At 31.9% G+C, this 17,075-nt stretch carries 16 protein-coding genes; 15 read left to right on the top strand and 1 reads right to left on the bottom strand.

The genetic code is table 11. From position 1 onward, the window contains the following. Position 1: 1 nt before the first annotated feature. From AADI82_RS01775 to AADI82_RS01715, 13 genes are all read left to right on the top strand, one after another. Positions 2–2,239, top strand: a complete 2,238-nt coding sequence (locus AADI82_RS01775) for an alpha-L-fucosidase (protein WP_341214753.1) — start codon at positions 2–4, stop codon at positions 2,237–2,239. A gap of 16 nt (positions 2,240–2,255) precedes the next feature. Beyond that, positions 2,256–3,113, top strand: coding sequence for a fumarylacetoacetate hydrolase family protein (locus tag AADI82_RS01770; RefSeq protein WP_341214752.1), 858 nt, complete (start codon positions 2,256–2,258; stop codon positions 3,111–3,113). Next, complete coding sequence (locus AADI82_RS01765; protein WP_341214751.1) at positions 3,110–3,940, top strand: amidohydrolase family protein; 831 nt, start codon at positions 3,110–3,112, stop codon at positions 3,938–3,940. The genes AADI82_RS01770 and AADI82_RS01765 overlap by 4 nt, the downstream gene beginning before the upstream one ends. A gap of 15 nt (positions 3,941–3,955) precedes the next feature. After that, a complete protein-coding gene (locus AADI82_RS01760) occupies positions 3,956–4,735 on the top strand; it encodes an SDR family oxidoreductase (protein ID WP_341214750.1) in 780 nt (259 codons plus the stop codon). Positions 4,736–4,809: 74 nt separating this feature from the next. Continuing rightward, positions 4,810–6,141: an L-fucose:H+ symporter permease gene (gene fucP, locus AADI82_RS01755; RefSeq protein ID WP_341214749.1), complete on the top strand. Its 1,332-nt coding sequence runs from the start codon at positions 4,810–4,812 to the stop codon at positions 6,139–6,141. 7 nt (positions 6,142–6,148) lie between these two features. After that, a complete protein-coding gene (locus AADI82_RS01750; RefSeq protein WP_341214748.1) occupies positions 6,149–6,487 on the top strand; it encodes an L-rhamnose mutarotase in 339 nt (112 codons plus the stop codon). Positions 6,488–6,506: 19 nt separating this feature from the next. After that, a complete protein-coding gene (locus AADI82_RS01745) occupies positions 6,507–8,234 on the top strand; it encodes a beta-N-acetylhexosaminidase (RefSeq protein WP_341214747.1) in 1,728 nt (575 codons plus the stop codon). Between the two features lie 77 nt (positions 8,235–8,311). Then, positions 8,312–9,052: a (Fe-S)-binding protein gene (locus AADI82_RS01740; RefSeq protein ID WP_341214746.1), complete on the top strand. Its 741-nt coding sequence runs from the start codon at positions 8,312–8,314 to the stop codon at positions 9,050–9,052. Between the two features lie 5 nt (positions 9,053–9,057). Continuing rightward, a complete protein-coding gene (locus tag AADI82_RS01735; protein WP_341214745.1) occupies positions 9,058–10,425 on the top strand; it encodes a lactate utilization protein B in 1,368 nt (455 codons plus the stop codon). Then, positions 10,418–11,011 carry an LUD domain-containing protein gene (locus tag AADI82_RS01730; protein ID WP_341214744.1) on the top strand — a complete coding sequence of 198 codons (594 nt, stop codon included), beginning with the start codon at positions 10,418–10,420 and terminating at the stop codon, positions 11,009–11,011. The genes AADI82_RS01735 and AADI82_RS01730 overlap by 8 nt, the downstream gene beginning before the upstream one ends. A gap of 149 nt (positions 11,012–11,160) precedes the next feature. Beyond that, entirely contained in the window at positions 11,161–12,033 is an 873-nt protein-coding gene (locus AADI82_RS01725) for an AraC family transcriptional regulator (protein WP_341214743.1), read from the top strand. Between the two features lie 218 nt (positions 12,034–12,251). Then, complete coding sequence (gene purU / locus AADI82_RS01720) at positions 12,252–13,106, top strand: formyltetrahydrofolate deformylase (RefSeq protein WP_341214742.1); 855 nt, start codon at positions 12,252–12,254, stop codon at positions 13,104–13,106. A gap of 47 nt (positions 13,107–13,153) precedes the next feature. Continuing rightward, positions 13,154–13,789, top strand: coding sequence for a sugar-binding protein (locus AADI82_RS01715; protein ID WP_341214741.1), 636 nt, complete (start codon positions 13,154–13,156; stop codon positions 13,787–13,789). A gap of 1 nt (position 13,790) precedes the next feature. Here the strand turns inward: AADI82_RS01715 and AADI82_RS01710 are convergent, their stop codons facing one another. Continuing rightward, a complete protein-coding gene (locus tag AADI82_RS01710) occupies positions 13,791–14,834 on the bottom strand; it encodes a LacI family DNA-binding transcriptional regulator (RefSeq protein WP_341214740.1) in 1,044 nt (347 codons plus the stop codon). A gap of 215 nt (positions 14,835–15,049) precedes the next feature. On the opposite strand from AADI82_RS01710, the gene AADI82_RS01705 reads away from it, so the two are divergent. Both AADI82_RS01705 and AADI82_RS01700 read left to right on the top strand, forming a co-directional pair. Continuing rightward, on the top strand, positions 15,050–15,955 hold the full coding sequence (locus AADI82_RS01705; protein ID WP_341214739.1) for a sugar phosphate nucleotidyltransferase: 906 nt from the start codon (positions 15,050–15,052) through the stop codon (positions 15,953–15,955). Further along, positions 15,955–17,025 carry a phosphotransferase gene (locus AADI82_RS01700; RefSeq protein WP_341214738.1) on the top strand — a complete coding sequence of 357 codons (1,071 nt, stop codon included), beginning with the start codon at positions 15,955–15,957 and terminating at the stop codon, positions 17,023–17,025. The genes AADI82_RS01705 and AADI82_RS01700 overlap by 1 nt, the downstream gene beginning before the upstream one ends. The last annotated feature ends 50 nt before the right edge of the window (positions 17,026–17,075 follow it).

Raw genomic sequence — 17,075 nt, 5'->3', positions numbered from 1 at the left:
TATGAAAAATAGTTTCGCATATATCATTTTAACGTTATTAATTGTTTCGTGCTCTAAAACCAATAATGGTTTGCTAATGCAAACCAGTTCTACCATTAGTATAGATTCCAATGATACTAAAGATTCCATTATTATAAAAGCTGCTCATGTTGTACCTACCAAAAATCAATATGAAGCTTTAAAAAATGAATTTATAGCATTTATTCATTTTGGACCCAATACGTTTACCAGAATGGAATGGGGTAATGGGATGGAAGATCCTAAAATTTTTGATCTTAAAAATTTAGATACCGACCAATGGTGTGAAGCCATGAAAGCGGCTAATATGAAAATGGTTATTATTACTGTTAAGCATCACGATGGATTTGTACTTTGGCAAAGTCGTTATACAAAACATGGTGTTATGTCTACTGAATTTCAAGAAGGGAAAGGTGATATTTTAAAAGAATTATCTGCTTCATGTCAGAAATATGGAATAAAATTAGGACTATATTTATCGCCAGCAGATTTATATCAAATTGAAAGTGAAGAAGGGTTGTACGGTAATTTAAGTGAATACTCAGATCGTGTTATTCCAAGACCAGTTGAAGGCAGACCATTTAAAAATAAAACCACATTTACTTTTAATGTGGATGATTATAACGAATATTTTTTAAACCAATTATTCGAATTATTAACCGAATATGGACCTGTTAATGAAGTTTGGTTTGATGGCGCACACCCAAAACGAAAAGGCGGGCAAAAATATAATTATTTTGCTTGGAAAGAGTTAATTTCAACTTTGGCACCAGAAGCAGTGGTGTTTGGTAAGCAGGATATACGTTGGTGTGGTAACGAATCTGGAGCAACCAGAGATACCGAGTGGAATATCATTCCGTATGAAGCAAACCCTCATGAAATGAATAGTTTTACAGATATAATGCAAGAAGATATTGGCAGTAGAGAAAAACTTTACGATGCTAAGTATTTACACTACCAACAAGCAGAAACCAATACTTCTATTCGAGAAGGTTGGTTTTATAGAGATGAAACTTTACAAAAGGTACGTAATGCAGATGATGTTTTTGATATGTACGAACGTTCAGTTGGTGGTAACAGCACTTTTTTATTAAATATACCACCAAATAGAGATGGTAAATTCTCTGATGAAGATGTACGTGTTTTAAATGAAGTAGGTCAACGTATAAACGAAACATATACTACTAATTTATTCGCAGAAGCATTGGGGGCTAAAAATGTTTTAGATGATGATATTACGACTTTTGAATTGTTAGATACTGAAGAAAAAAATAGTGTTATAGAAACCAAAGCACCAATAACAATAAATCGCATCGTCATTCAAGAAGCCATTACAACTCATAGCGAACGTGTTGAAAAACATGCAGTCGATGCTTGGTTAGATAACGACTGGAAAGAGATAGCTGCAGCAACCAATATTGGTTACAAACGTATTCTACGTTTTGCAGAAGTTACATCAAACAAATTTAGAGTTCGTGTATTGCAATCGCGATTAAGTCCTGCAATTTCAAATATTACAGCACATTATTATAAAATACGCCCACCACAATTAAGCATTACAAGAAACTTAGATGGTTTGGTAAGTATTCAACCTAAAAAACACGCGTTTGGTTGGAAACCACATGGAGAAGATAGCTCTGGAAACCTTAATAAAACATTGGAAATTAGGTACACTACAGATAGTAGTACACCAACAAAAGATTCAAAATTGTTTGAAGAGTCGTTTAAAATGACAGCAGGAGAAGTTAAAGCAAAAGCATTTGCTAAAAATGTTGAAGGTAGCGAAGCTTCAAAAAAACTAGGCATTCTTAAAAACAGTTGGAAAAGTTTAGCTAGCGATAGTTTTGAGCCAGAACATTTTGATATTATGGCATTTGATGAAAATCCAGACACCTATTGGAAATCTAAAGAAACAGGATCTAAACATCATTTGAATATAGATTTTGGGGAACACAAAACGATTAAAGGTTTTGCTTATACCCCTCAAAGGCACAACGCCGATGGAATGATTGAAAAAGGAGTTATTAAGATAAGTAATGATGGTATTGTATGGACAATATTAGAAAGTTTCGAATTTGGAAACTTAATTAACGATCCTGTAACTAGAACACATCAATTTGAAAAAGAAGTAACAACGAGATACATAAGAATAGAATCAACAGTAATTGCTGGAGGTAAAAAAACAGCAGCTATAGCAGAATTAGATTTTTTTGAATCATAAAACCAAAACATAAAAAATGAAATTAATACGATTTGGAGCCGAAGGAAACGAAAAACCAGGAGTACAATTAGAAGACGGAACAAGAATTGATGTCTCTGCTTTTGGACAAGATTACAACGAAGAATTTTTTGGAGGTAACGGGTTAGAACAATTAGAAAATTGGCTAAAAACAAACCAAGACAGTTGCCCAAAAGTAAGCAAAGATGAGCGTTTAGGAGTACCCTTAACAAGACCATCAAAAATAGTTTGCGTAGGTTTAAATTATGCTAAACATGCTGCCGAAGCAGGTATGACCGTACCAAAAGAACCTGTATTGTTTTTTAAATCTACAACAGCATTATGCGGGCCAAATGATCATGTCATCATTCCTAAAAACTCAGAAAAAACAGATTGGGAAGTAGAGTTAGCCATTGTTATTGGCAAAAAAGCATCTTACGTAGAAGAAAAAGACGCTTACAACCATATTGCGGGATATGTATTGCACAACGATATTTCTGAAAGAGCTTTTCAAATCGAAAAAGAAGGGCAATGGTGTAAAGGTAAAGGTTGCGATACGTTTGCGCCTGTTGGGCCATTTATTGCTACTAAAGATGAAATTAAAGACCCTAATAATTTAGAGCTATGGTTAGATGTTAATGGCGAAAGATTACAGCATTCATCAACTTCCGATTTTATTTTTAACGTGCAAGAAGTCGTTTCATATATTAGTCAATTCATGACTTTATTGCCTGGCGATATCATTTCAACAGGAACCCCATTTGGAGTAGGCTTAGGATTTAATCCTCCTAGATATTTAAAATCTGGAGACGTTATGGAATTAGGAATTGAAGGTTTAGGAACTTCAAAACAAATTGTAAAAGCATACGGAGAATGATTATAGACAGCCATCAACATTTCTGGAAATACGATCCTATTCGAGATGCTTGGATTGATGATTCTATGCAAGTTATCCGTAGAGATTTTCTGCCTCAAGACCTAGAGTCTATTTTAAAAGCGAATGATGTTGCTGGCTGTGTGGCTGTACAAGCAGATCAAAGTGAAACCGAAACCGAATTTTTATTAGACTGTGCCAACAAAAACCCTTTTATTAAAGGAGTTGTAGGTTGGGTAGATTTAAAAACAAAAGATGTAGAAGCACGTTTGGCGCATTATTCAGAAGATGCTAAACTTAAAGGTGTTCGGCATATTGTACAAGCAGAGGCGAACGATTTTATGTTGGGGAAAGATTTTCAGAATGGGATTAGTAAATTGCAACAATTTAATTTAACCTACGATATTTTAATATTTCCTCCACAAATAAATGCCGCTATCGCTTTAGTGAATAAATTTCCAAATCAGAAATTTGTTATCGACCATATGGCAAAACCATATATTAAATCGGGAGAAATTAAGGAATGGGAATCTAAAATAACCGAACTATCTCAAGCACCAAATGTGTTTTGTAAAGTATCAGGCATGGTAACAGAAGCCGATTTAAAATACTGGAAAGTTTCAGATTTCACACCATATTTAGATGTAATATTCAATACTTTTGGCACCGATAGAATTTTGTATGGTTCCGATTGGCCAGTATGTTTACTTGCGGCACAATACGAAGAGCAACTCAATATTATTCAAAACTATACGAAAGATTTTTCAACCCAAGAACAATTAAAAGTGTTTGGTAACAATGCGGTTGAATTCTACAATCTATCAACTTAAAAAATCTAAAAAGACATGGATTTAAACTTAAAAAATAAAGTGGTTATTGTTACCGGAGGATCTAAAGGTATTGGTTTAGGGATTACCGAAGCCTTACTCGAAGAAAGTGCTATTCCTGTAATTATTAGCAGAAATAAGGCTAGCGCAGAGCAGCTTGTAAATAAAATAAAATTAGAAGGTAAAGAAGCCGACTATTTTATTGCAGAATTAACAGACCCTAAACAATGTAAAAAGGCTGTTGAATATGTAGTTGAAAAATATGGAAGAATAGAAGGGGTTATAAATAATGCTGGGGTAAACGATGGTGTAAGTCTAGAAAATGGAAATTATGAAGATTTTATAGAGTCTTTAAAACGCAATTTAGTACACTACTATCTTATTGTACATCACGCTTTACCAGAATTAAAAAAGAGTAAAGGAAGTATTGTAAACATAGGCTCTAAAACATCGCTAACAGGTCAGGGAGGCACATCGGGTTATGCCTCAGCTAATGGAGGAAGAAATGCTTTAACAAGAGAATGGGCAGTTGAGTTATTACCTTATGGTATTAGAGCAAATGCAGTTATTGTAGCAGAATGTTATACACCTTTATATGATAGATGGATTAAAACCTTTGATAATCCTGAAGAACGTTTAAAACAAATAACAGATAAAATTCCATTAGAAAACAGAATGACTACCCCCAAGGAAATTGCAGATATGGTGGTGTTTTTGCTTTCAGAAAGATCGAGTCATACAACAGGACAATTAATTTTTGTTGATGGCGGATATACCCATTTAGATAGGAGCTTATAAGTTGTTTAGCGAAAAAAATAGATGAAATAAAAATAGTTCAGTAATTTTTAACACATTATTAAAACCAATAAAAAATGAGCCAGATAAAACCACCTGTAGTATCAAAAAAGGTACTAATCCCCTTTATTTTAGTTACTTCTTTATTTGCCCTTTGGGGATTTGCTAATGCGGTTACAGACCCTATGGTACAGGCTTTTAAGAAAGTATTAGAACTCTCTAATTCTGAAGCAGCTTGGGTGCAAATGGCATTTTATGGAGGTTATTTTTGTATGGCGTTGCCAGCGGCTATGTTTATGCGAAAGTATTCCTATAAAGTGGGTATTTTAATAGGTTTAGCGTTATACGCAACTGGAGCTCTTTTATTTTTTCCAGCAGCACAAACAGAGAGTTTTTGGTTTTTCTGTATTGGGTTGTATGTATTAACCTTTGGGTTGGCTTTTTTAGAAACAGCGGCAAACCCATATATTTTGGCTATGGGCGCTAAAGAAACAGCTACACAACGTTTAAATTTAGCACAAGCATTTAACCCTGTAGGCTTAATTGCTGGATTAATTGTTGCTCAACAATTTGTTTTAAAGAACTTACAATCAGATGATATTTCAGATTTTTCTGTTTTAGATGAAGCCTCTAAGGTAGCCATAAAAACAGCAGACTTAATGGTTATTCGTAACCCATATGTAATTTTAGGATTAGTTTTGATTGCTATTTTTGTTCTATTTGTAGTTAGCAAAATGCCACAATCTAAAGAAGAAGGGGAGATGCCAAGTATTGGAGAGACCTTTGTAACTCTAGGAAGAAATGCAAAATATGTTTTAGGAGTTTTAGCTCAAATTTTATATGTAGGAGCACAAATTATGTGTTGGACATACATTTATCAATATGCAGAAGCTATTGGTATAGATAGTGTAACGGCAGGAGATTATCAATTAGCAGCTTTTATACTTTTCATTATTGGTAGAGCTGTAGGTACCTATATGTTGCGTTTTATGAGCTCAGGAAAACTACTAATGTATTTTGCTGTTTTTTCAATGTTATTTACAGCAGGAACAATTTTTATTCAAGGAGAAGTTGGTTTATATTGTTTAGTTGCCATTTCTTTTTTTATGTCATTAATGTTTCCAACCATTTATGGTATCGCTTTAGGCGATTTAACTGAAGAACAATCAAAAGTAGGTTCTGCAGGGTTAGTTATGGCCATTGTTGGTGGTGCTTTAATGCCTAAATTACAAGGGATGATTATTGATGCAGGCGGTAATGGTGTAGCAGATACACAAATAATGGGGGTTTCAGAAGTTAATTTTTCATTCATTTTACCACTATTATGCTTTATTTATATTGCTTGGTATGGTTTACGAGTGTTTAAAAGGCACGAAGCGACTGATGATGTGTTACACGTAACAGAATAAACCATCAATGAAAAAATTAAAAAGATATTGTTTTGCTTTAGATTTGATTGATGATGCAAGACTCATGGCAGAATACAAAAAATATCACGAAAAAATATGGCCAGAAATAACGAAAAGTATTATCGATTCTGGTATTGAAACCTTAGAAATTTACAACGTAGGCAATCGCATGTTTATGATTATGGAAGTAAACGATTCTTTTTCATTTGAAAAGAAATCTAAAATGGATGCCAATAACCCAAAAGTACAAGAGTGGGAAACTTTAATGTGGAAATACCAACAAGCCTTACCAACTGCTAAACCAGGTGAAAAATGGATGTTAATGGAAAAAATATATCAACTATAAAAACTAAAAAATAAATTAAATGAGAATTTCAATTATTGCATTTGTATGCCTATTCGCTTTTTCTTGCAACAATAAATACAAAGAGGTTAAAAACACAGATTCAGACTATCATATCATTCCAAAACCATCTCAAATAAGCATGCTAACGGGTAGGTTTTTAGTGGATGCTGACACTAAAATTATTAGTAGCGAAGCTCTAAAAAACGAAGCCGAATTATTAGCCAATATGTTAAGTTTAGCAACAGGGCATAATATTAGTTTTGCTACAGAAGGAGAAGGTAATATTACTCTCAAGTTAGATAATACAATTGATAGTGAAGAGGGATATCAATTAAATGTATCGTACAATACAATTACCATAGCTGGTAAAAATGGAAGAGGTATTTTTTACGGTATTCAAACTTTAAGACAATTAATGCCAGCTAGCATAGAATCTAAAGATGATAGTATAAAAGAATTAAGTATTCCTGCGGTAAGCATAACCGATAGCCCAAGGTTTAAATACAGAGGGATGCATTTAGATGTAGCCCGCCATTTCTTTCCAAAAGATTTTGTTAAAAAATATATCGATTTAATTGCCATGCATAAAATGAATACATTTCATTGGCATTTAACCGAAGATCAAGGGTGGCGAATAGAAATTAAGAAGTATCCAAAACTTACCGAAATTGGGGCTTGGAGAAACGGAACCATTGTTGGGCATCATCCAGGAACTGAAAACGATCAAAAAAGATATGGCGGATTTTACACGCAAGAAGATATTAAAGAAATTGTGGCGTATGCGGCTTCAAAACACGTTACGGTTATTCCAGAAATAGAATTGCCAGGGCATAGTAGCGCAGCCATAGCAGCATATCCTTATTTAAGTTGCTTTCCAGAAGAACCAACAAAGGTGACTAACGATATGGGATCTGAAAAAGGAAAAGGAATTCAAGCAGCAGGTACACCAAAAATTGTTCAAGAAACTTGGGGTGTTTTTGATGATGTGTACTGTGCAGGAAAAGAAGAAACCTTTGCATTTTTACAAGACGTTTTAGATGAAGTTATTCCGTTATTTCCGTCAGAATATATACATATAGGTGGTGATGAATGCCCGAAAGCAAATTGGAAGAGATGTCCAAACTGTCAAAAAAGAATCAAAGAAGAAGGATTGCACGACGAGCATGAACTACAAAGTTATTTTATTACAAGAATTGAAAAGTATTTAAATACCAAAGGAAAAAATATTATTGGTTGGGATGAAATTTTAGAAGGTGGTTTAGCACCAAATGCCACCGTAATGTCTTGGCGAGGTACTAAAGGAGGAATTGAAGCAGCAAAACAAAAACACGATGTGATAATGACGCCTGGACACTCTCTTTATTTCGATCATTACCAAGTTAAAACCAATGAAGCCAAAGCTAAAGAACCATTAGCTATTGGAGGAAACACAACGGTTGCCGATGTATATGCTTATGAACCTATGCCAGAAGAATTAACAATCGATGAGCAACAATACCTGTTAGGGGCACAAGCAAATGTTTGGACAGAATACATGAAAACTACCGATTACGTTGAATATATGATTTTACCAAGAATGTCTGCATTATCAGAAGTCGTTTGGTCATCAAAAGAAAATAGAAATTGGGAAGATTTTAGTGCTAGACTTAACACTTTTAAAAATAGATACGATGCTTTAGGAGTAAATTATGCAAAACATACGTTTACAGAAAAAGAAACTGTAGCAGAAGTAAATAGCAAAAACTAAACAAAATCTTAAAAAATATAAACAAGTATTTTAATCATTTTTAATTGGATTGAAATACCTGTTTTTAAATATAAATCATGAAAGTAGGCTTATTTATTCCGTGTTATATTAATCAATTGTATCCACAAGTAGGTATAGCCACATTACAAGTTTTAGAAAAGCTAAATGTAGAGGTTATTTACCCTTCTGGACAAACCTGTTGTGGGCAGCCAATGGCAAATTCGGGTTACGAATATGAATCTGTTGGAGCATGTAATAATTTTATCAAAAATTTTAAAGATTTCGATTATATCGTAACGCCATCAGGCAGTTGTGCTTATCATGTAAAAAATCACTATAATATTATCAATCAAACAGATGATGTTATTAATGTACGCAATAATATTTATGAGTTATGCGATTTTATTGTCAACATTTTAAAAGTAAAAAAACTAAAAGCACATTTTCCTCATAAAGTCGGTATTCATAAAAGTTGTCACGGATTAAGAGGTTTGCGCTTAGGTTCTTGTTCAGAAATTGTTGGTAAACCATTTTCTTCAATTGAAGACCTTTTAAATGAAGTTGACGGCATTAAGCTAATGGAATTAACTCGCAAAGATGAATGCTGTGGTTTTGGAGGTACATTTGCCGTAACCGAAGAAGCCATATCTGTAAAAATGGGTAAAGATCGTATTCAAGATCATTTGGATAATGGCGTAGAAGTTATCACAGGAACCGACACCTCATGTTTAATGCATTTAGAAGGTTTGATAAATAGGAATAAGCAGCCCATAAAAGTATTGCATATAGCCGAAATTTTAAACAACACAATTCAATAAGAATTATGAGCCATTCTAAAGCTGCAACTATATTTAATCAAGATGAGAAAAAAGTAAATTGGCATGATAAAGCCCTATGGTTTGTACGTCATAAAAGAGATTTATCTGCTCATTCTGTAAAAGGTTGGGAAGAATTAAGACAGTTAGGCTCACAAATAAAAGCCCATACATTATCGAATTTAGATAATCATTTAATTCAGTTTGAAGAAAATGCATTAAAAAACGGTATTCAAGTACATTGGGCAGCCAATGCAGACGAGCATAATCAAATTGTCCATAATATATTAAAAGAAAACAAGGCTAAGAAAGTGGTAAAAAGCAAATCGATGCTTACAGAAGAGTGCCATCTAAACCCTTTTTTAGAAACCCATGGCATTGAAGTTGTTGATACTGATTTGGGTGAGTATATTGTACAAATTGCCAAAGAACCACCTAGTCATATTGTACTACCAGCTATACACAAAACCAAAGAAGAGGTTGATGAATTGTTTCAAGAGCATATAGGAACACAACCTAGTGGAGGCGATCCGCAGTACCTTACCAATGAAGCCAGAAAGCATTTAAGACAAAAATTTATTGAAGCGGATGTAGCCATTACAGGTGTAAATTTTGCAGTAGCTGAAACAGGAGGTTTTGTAGTATGTACAAACGAAGGAAACGCAGATATGGGTGCACACTTAGCTCCTGTGCATATCGCATGTATGGGAGTTGAAAAATTGATACCTAAAGAAGAACACTTAGGCGTTTTTTTAAGATTGTTAGCAAGAAGCGCAACAGGGCAACCTATAACCACCTATTCTTCGCATTTTAAGCGACCAAGAGAGGGGCAGCAAATGCATATAGTTTTAGTTGATAATGGGAGATCTGTACAATTGGGACGACCAGATTTTAGAGCCTCTTTGCAATGTATTCGATGCGGTGCATGTATGAATACGTGTCCTATATATAGGCGAAGTGGAGGGCATAGTTACAATGCTACTATTCCAGGACCAATTGGTTCTATTCTGTCGCCAGGAAAAGATTTAAAAAAGCATAGTAGTTTACCTTTTGCATCTACACTTTGTGGCTCTTGTAGCGATGTGTGTCCTGTAAAAATTGATATTCATAAACAGTTGTACAAATGGCGACAAATCATCACAAAAGAAACGCCACAACCAGCACTTAAAAAATTGTCTATGAAAATGATGGGCAATACGTTTTCTAATCCTAGCCGTTTTCAAACCATTGGAAAAGTAGCACGTTGGTCGTTACGCCATTTGCCAAAAGCGGTAATTAATTCTAAACCTAACGTTTGGGGAAAGCATCGTGATTTACCAAGTGGACCAAAACAAAGTTTTGACGATTGGTTTAAAAACCGAAATAAAAATGAGTAGTAGAGCAAATATATTATCTAAAATAAAAGCGAATAAGCCAGAATTTATTGATTTACCAATAATTGATGAGACTGTTTTTTACGACAATATTGATCATATTGCAGAATTTAAAAAGAAAGTTGAAATAGTTGGGGGTCATGTTTTTAAGGCAATTTCAAACGAAGATGTTATTAATCAAGTAAAGCATTTATATCCTAATACAACAATTAATTACTCAAACATTAAAGGAACAGAACCTTTTAATACCATTGATTTAATCGAACTAAAAAAACCACATGATTTAGACGATTTAGATGTACTTATTTTAGAAGGCACTTTTGGTGTAGCCGAAAACGGCGCGGTTTGGGTTAGCGATAATCAATTGCCTGTACGTGTTTTACCTTTTATTACTAAACATTTAATTTTAGTAGTTAAAGAAAGTGAGATTATACCATATTTACATCAAGGCTATCATATTTTAAAAGACACAGATAACGATTTTGGAGTATTACTTTCTGGACCATCAAAAACTGCCGATATCGAACAATCTTTAGTGATTGGAGCACAAGGAGCCCTAAGTTTAAGTGTGTTTTTATTAAGAACTTAATTTTTACAAACGAGAAATATAACGCTACTTTCTAATGTTTCAGGTTAATAGAAAATAATTCAGTTTTTTATCGATACTTTTTTTGCTTAAATCTAAATATTTTATATATTAATCGCAAATATTCATGTATTGTAAATGATAGCGTAGCAATGAAATTACATTTATTAGATAGAAGTACTAAATTGAATAACACCTCTTTTTCAATTAGAAATCATTGTTACCCAAATTTTTTAAAAATATGGCATTATCATCCAGAATTAGAATTAGTTTTAACACTAAAAAGTTCTGGAACAAGATTTATTGGCGATAATATAGAGCAGTTTAATGTAAACGAAATTATTTTAATAGGTAAAAATTTACCTCACATGTGGCTTAATGATAAAGAGTATTTTGAAGAAAACTCTAAGCTTATGGCGCAAGCAATAGCTATTCATTTTAAAGAAGATTTTGCTGGTAATACATTTTTTAATATGCCAGAAATGAATGCTATTAAAAAGTTATTTGATAATGCACAATACGGAGTTAGATTTTTTGGAGATTTAAGTTTAGTTATTAAAAGAATTAAGAAATTAGAAAACTTAAAAGGTTTTGATAAAACCGTTTCTTTTTTTAAAATTTTAAACCTATTAGCTAATCATCAAGAGTATAAGCTACTTTCTAGTATGGGGTTTGTAAATTCATTTAAAAAGACAGGAAGAACAAACCTAGCTGAAGTTTACGAATATATTATTAAGAATTTTAAAAACCGTATAACTTTAGAAGATGTTGCTAACATTGCCTGTATGAATCCCACAGCATTTAGTAGAGTTTTTAAACGTGTAAACCGAAAGACATTTAGTGAATATTTAAACGAAGTTCGTATTGGTTATGCCTGTAAATTATTGATGGAAGAAAAGTATAATATTTCTGAAATATGCTTTGAATCTGGTTTTAATAATATTTCAAACTTCAATAGGCAATTTAAAAAAACAACAAACTATTCTCCAACCGAGTATATCAAAGCACATTTAAGAGGAAGTTAAGCTTTACATATTTTTGTTTTCTTAAAATGAGCCTTTTTATAAAATTTTATCTTTAAGGATTCTCGTACTTAATGATATTTCAACAAAATGTATTTTTACTCATCATTTTTTAGCAATTAAATCTATTCTATTTATTATTATTGTATTCATTTTTTAGAGGTAAATTATAATAAGTTCAACTATTTATATCTCTAAATATATGCTTAAAATTAATGGATGTGGCTAAAATTATTATTTTAATTAATTGTAAAGATCAACCAAATATTATTGCAACCGTTACTTCTTTTGTTGCAAATAATGGAGGCAATATTGTTTATATAGATCAGCATGTTGATAGGGTTCAGGACACTTTTTTTATGCGTTTGGAAGGCGAATTTGAAAGCACCAATTTTTCAATTGAAAATTTTAAAACTCTATTTAAAGCTGCATTAGCAGATAAATTTAATATGAAATGGAGAGTATACGCTTCAGATGCAAAATTAAAAATGGCTGTATTTGTATCTAAATACGATCATTGTCTTTACGATTTATTAGGGCGTTATAATTCTGGAGAATTAGGGTTAGTAATTCCTTTTATAATTAGCAATCATAACGATTTAAAATCTATAGCAGATAATTTTAAAATTCCATTCTATCATATTCCTGTAACTAAAGACACAAAGGCAAAAGCCGAAGAAAGACAACTGGAATTACTAAACAAGTATGATATCGACTTTATTGTATTAGCCAGATATATGCAAATAGTTTCAGATAAATTAATAAGTAATTACCCAAGTAAAATTATTAATATTCATCATTCTTTTTTACCTGCCTTTGTTGGTGCAAAACCATATCATTCTGCTTATAAGCGTGGTGTTAAAATTATAGGAGCAACAAGTCATTACGTTACAGAAGAATTAGATGCAGGACCAATAATAGAACAAGATGTTGCACATGTTTCACACGATCATAGTGTGTCGGATTTAATTGCAAAAGGCCGTGATTTAGAAAAAATTGTGCTATCAAGAGCAGTTAAGCTTCATGCCAAAAGAAAAGTTATGGTTTATAATAATAAAACGGTTATTTTTTCTTAGCAAAAACATTACAGTCACTACATTTATTAATCTAAAATTAAATACTATTGAAAACATATAAGGTTAACTCAATTAATAATAACGCAATAATTATTACAGGCAAAGGAGATGACAAGGTGTGGGAGTATGCCAACGTTTTAAATAATTTTGTCTCGCCTTGGGACAAAAAAGAAATTGATAAAATTGAATTTAAAGCACTTTATAATACTGAATATTTGTTCTTTTGTTTTAAGGTTTTTGATAGTTCAGTATTTATTGATACCACTGATAATACTAAAGCTAGTATTAATAATTCTGATCGTGTTGAACTTTTTTTTAGATCAGACAAAAGCTTGAATCCGTATTATTGTTTAGAGATTGACCCAAAGCCTAGAATTATGGATTTTATAGCGAAACCCAATAAGAATTTTGATTTTAATTGGAATTGGCCAACACAAGATATTAGCGTAAAATCTTTTAAAGAAGATAATTGTTTTACTGTTGAAGGTTCAATAAGTTTAGCATCATTAAAGGAGTTTAATTTACTAAAAGAAGGAAAAATTGAAACTGGAATTTATCGTGCTAAATATAATAAACAAGCAAATGGCTGTTATGAGCCTACTTGGATAACTTGGGTAGATCCTCAAACCAAACAGCCAAATTTTCACACCCCTTCATCTTTTGGGGTTTTAAAGCTGGTATAATTTAATTATTTGTATAGCCATCAAAGTTTTCAGAATTAACAATATCTATTGGTAATAATTTTTGTTTTGGAATTTTTTTATCGAAAAGAAAATACTCTGCAAGTTGAGTTATACAAAGATAGGCTTGGTGTTTTGGATTTTGATTAATTAAAAAATCAATAGCACCCTTTTTTAAATACTTTATATTCTCATCTAACAAATCGTATCCAATAATTTTAATATTTAAGTCAGGGAAATTTTCAACAATTTTTGCTACACTGTATACTTTAGATGTAGTTACAAAAATACCCGAAATAGCATTTGGTTTGTTCAATAAATCATGCAGTTTTTCATCCAAATCTGCTTGTTGTAAACTATAAGTTTTTAGTTTGTAGTTACTATTAGATATATGTTTTAAGTAATTTTTAAACCCCTTTTCTTTTAGTTGCATGTGAATAGAATTATTAAAAACTTCATCAAGATGAACAATTAAAATATCTCTATTTCTTGGCACAATCATTTCCATGAGTCTTGCAGCAATACGACCACTTTGTATTAAATCTTGACCCACGTAGTTAGTAATACCGTTTAATTCTAAAGGGTCGTTAATCGTACTAACAATAACATTGTTTGCATTGTATTTTTTTATAACCTCAATAGATTCTTTATGAAATACAGGTGTTATTAAAACGGCATCAGGCAATTGCTTCAGCACCTCTTCATTAACTTTAAAAAAAGAATCAGTATCTGCATGATTAAAAAAATATGAATCAATTGTAATTCCAAAAGACTTATATTCATTTATAGCATCATTAACACCATCTATACAAGGTTGCCAATAAGGATCTATTTCTGGATTAGGCTGAATAACACAAATATGGTAATTCTTGGTGTTTTTTAAGCTTCTAGCAATAAGATTTGGTTGATAGTCAATTTCTTCTAACAATTTAGTTACCTTCTCCAAAGCCGCTTGAGAAACTTTACCACGTTTATGAATAACTCTATCTACCGTTCCTTTAGATACTCCAGCTAATTTTGCAATATCTTTTATGGTGTACTTTTTCATGTAACACAAATATATATAAAATATAAATTAAAACATCAATGTGTTCGAACACATTTTTTGTGTAATTCCTTTTTTATTGACAAATTAATCTGTAAGTTTGTTCGTTTTTTGTTAGTATATTGTAACAACTAAATAAATGAAATACAGAATGTAAAAGCATTAATTTGTATTGATTTTATTAGAAAATGAGTCTTAATAATTATATAATAAATAAGATGGAAAAACCCACACTTGTAATTTTAGCAGCTGGCATGGGAAGCCGCTATGGAGGTTTAAAACAAATGGATACGTTTACTCCAGAAGGAGATACCATTATTGATTTCTCAATTTATGATGCACTTCAAGCTGGGTTTGGAAAATTTGTTTTTATAATTCGAAAGAGTTTTGAAAAGGAATTCAAAAAAAATATTGAATATAAATTACAAGGAAAAGCAGAAGTAGCTTATGTTTATCAAGAACTTGAAAATGTTCCAGAAAAATATATAAACCCAGAACGTGTAAAACCATGGGGAACTGGTCATGCACTTTTAATGGCAAAAGATGTTGTTAAAGAAAATTTTGCCATTATAAATGGAGATGACTTTTATGGTAAGGCAGCCTTCGAGGTTATGGCAAAATCTTTAATGACAAAAGATAAAACATCTTATGATTTTAATACCATGGCATACTTATTAAAGAATACGGTTTCAGAGCATGGTTATGTATCAAGAGGGGAGTGTCAAGTTGATGAAAATGGATTTTTAGCCGATGTAACTGAGCGTACCCATATTGAAAAAATTGATGGTAAATTAATGAGAAAAGACGATGCTGGAAACTTTATTCCTATTGATGAAAACACGATTGTTTCAATGAATTTTTGGGGATTTACGCCTAAATGTTTTAACTTCGGAAATCGTTTGTTTGAAGAATTTTTAGAAGCTAATAAAACAAATTTAAAAGCAGAATTTTATATTCCTTCTGTTGTAAACGAAATATTAAAATCAGGAAAAGCAACAGTAGAAGTCTTAAAATCTGATGCTAAATGGTTTGGAGTAACTTATAAAGAAGATAAGGAAATTGTTGAGAAAGCCATTAAGGAGCTTAAAAAACAAGGTGCTTATCCAACAAAACTTTGGGAGTAATGACACAAGAGCAATTAAAATATAAGTTTAATCAATTTAAGCATGCTTCAGTATATAAGTCGCATAAAGAATTGGTTTCTGGACATATAAACGATACGTATTTAATCGAAACACAAGAAGAACCATATTATATTCTTCAACGCATTAATCATCTAGTTTTTAAAGATGTACCAGGCTTAATTTCAAATAAAGTAGGCGTAAGCAAACACATTCAGAAAAAATTATCGCATTTGCCGCAAGACAAACTTAACCAAAGTGTATTAATGTTTGTTGAGACTAAAAAAGGGGATTATTATTATAAAGATGAAGACGGTAGCTACTGGAATGTAATGGTTTACATTAATGATAGTGTAACTTACGATATTGTAACGAATGAAGAAGTTGCGTACGAAGGCGGAAAGTTAGCAGGAGATTTTTTAAATTTAACTAGCGATTTTGATTCGTCGGTACTAATTGATGTCATTCCAAAGTTTCACGATATGTCATTTCGCTTTTGGCAATTCGAAGAAGCTTTAAAGGTAGCTTCTAAAGAAAGGCTAGAAGAAGCAAAGGTATATATAGACAAAGTTATTGCGCTTAAAGAAGAAATGCATATCATTCAGAATTTAAAAGAATCTGGAAAAATAAAATTAAGAGTTACACATAACGATACTAAAATATCTAACGCTTTATTTGACAAAGATAATAAAGGGTTATGTATGATTGATACCGATACCGTTATGCCAGGAGTGGTACATTACGATTTTGGTGATGCTATAAGAACCATTTGTAATACAGCAGCCGAAGATGAAACTAATTTAGATTTAGTTAATTTTAACGTAGCGTATTATAAAGCGTATAAAAAGGGTTTTTTAGAGAAAGTAGAATCAGCATTAACTCCTTTAGAAATTAGCACATTACCTTTAGCAGCAAAAACCATGATTTTTATTATGGCAATACGCTTTTTAACCGATTTTTTAAATGGTGATGTGTATTATAAAATAAAATATCCAAAACATAATTTAGACCGAGCTAAAAATCAATTTAAACTTATTGATAGTATGATGGCTCAAATGGAAATTGCATATTAAAATAAGAAACATAAACACTAACTAAAACCATAAAGATTATGACACAAACT

Source organism: uncultured Wocania sp. (genome assembly GCF_964021735.1).
Taxonomy (GTDB): Bacteria; Bacteroidota; Bacteroidia; order Flavobacteriales; family Flavobacteriaceae; genus Wocania_A.
This window is presented reverse-complemented; position numbering and strand designations above follow the sequence as displayed.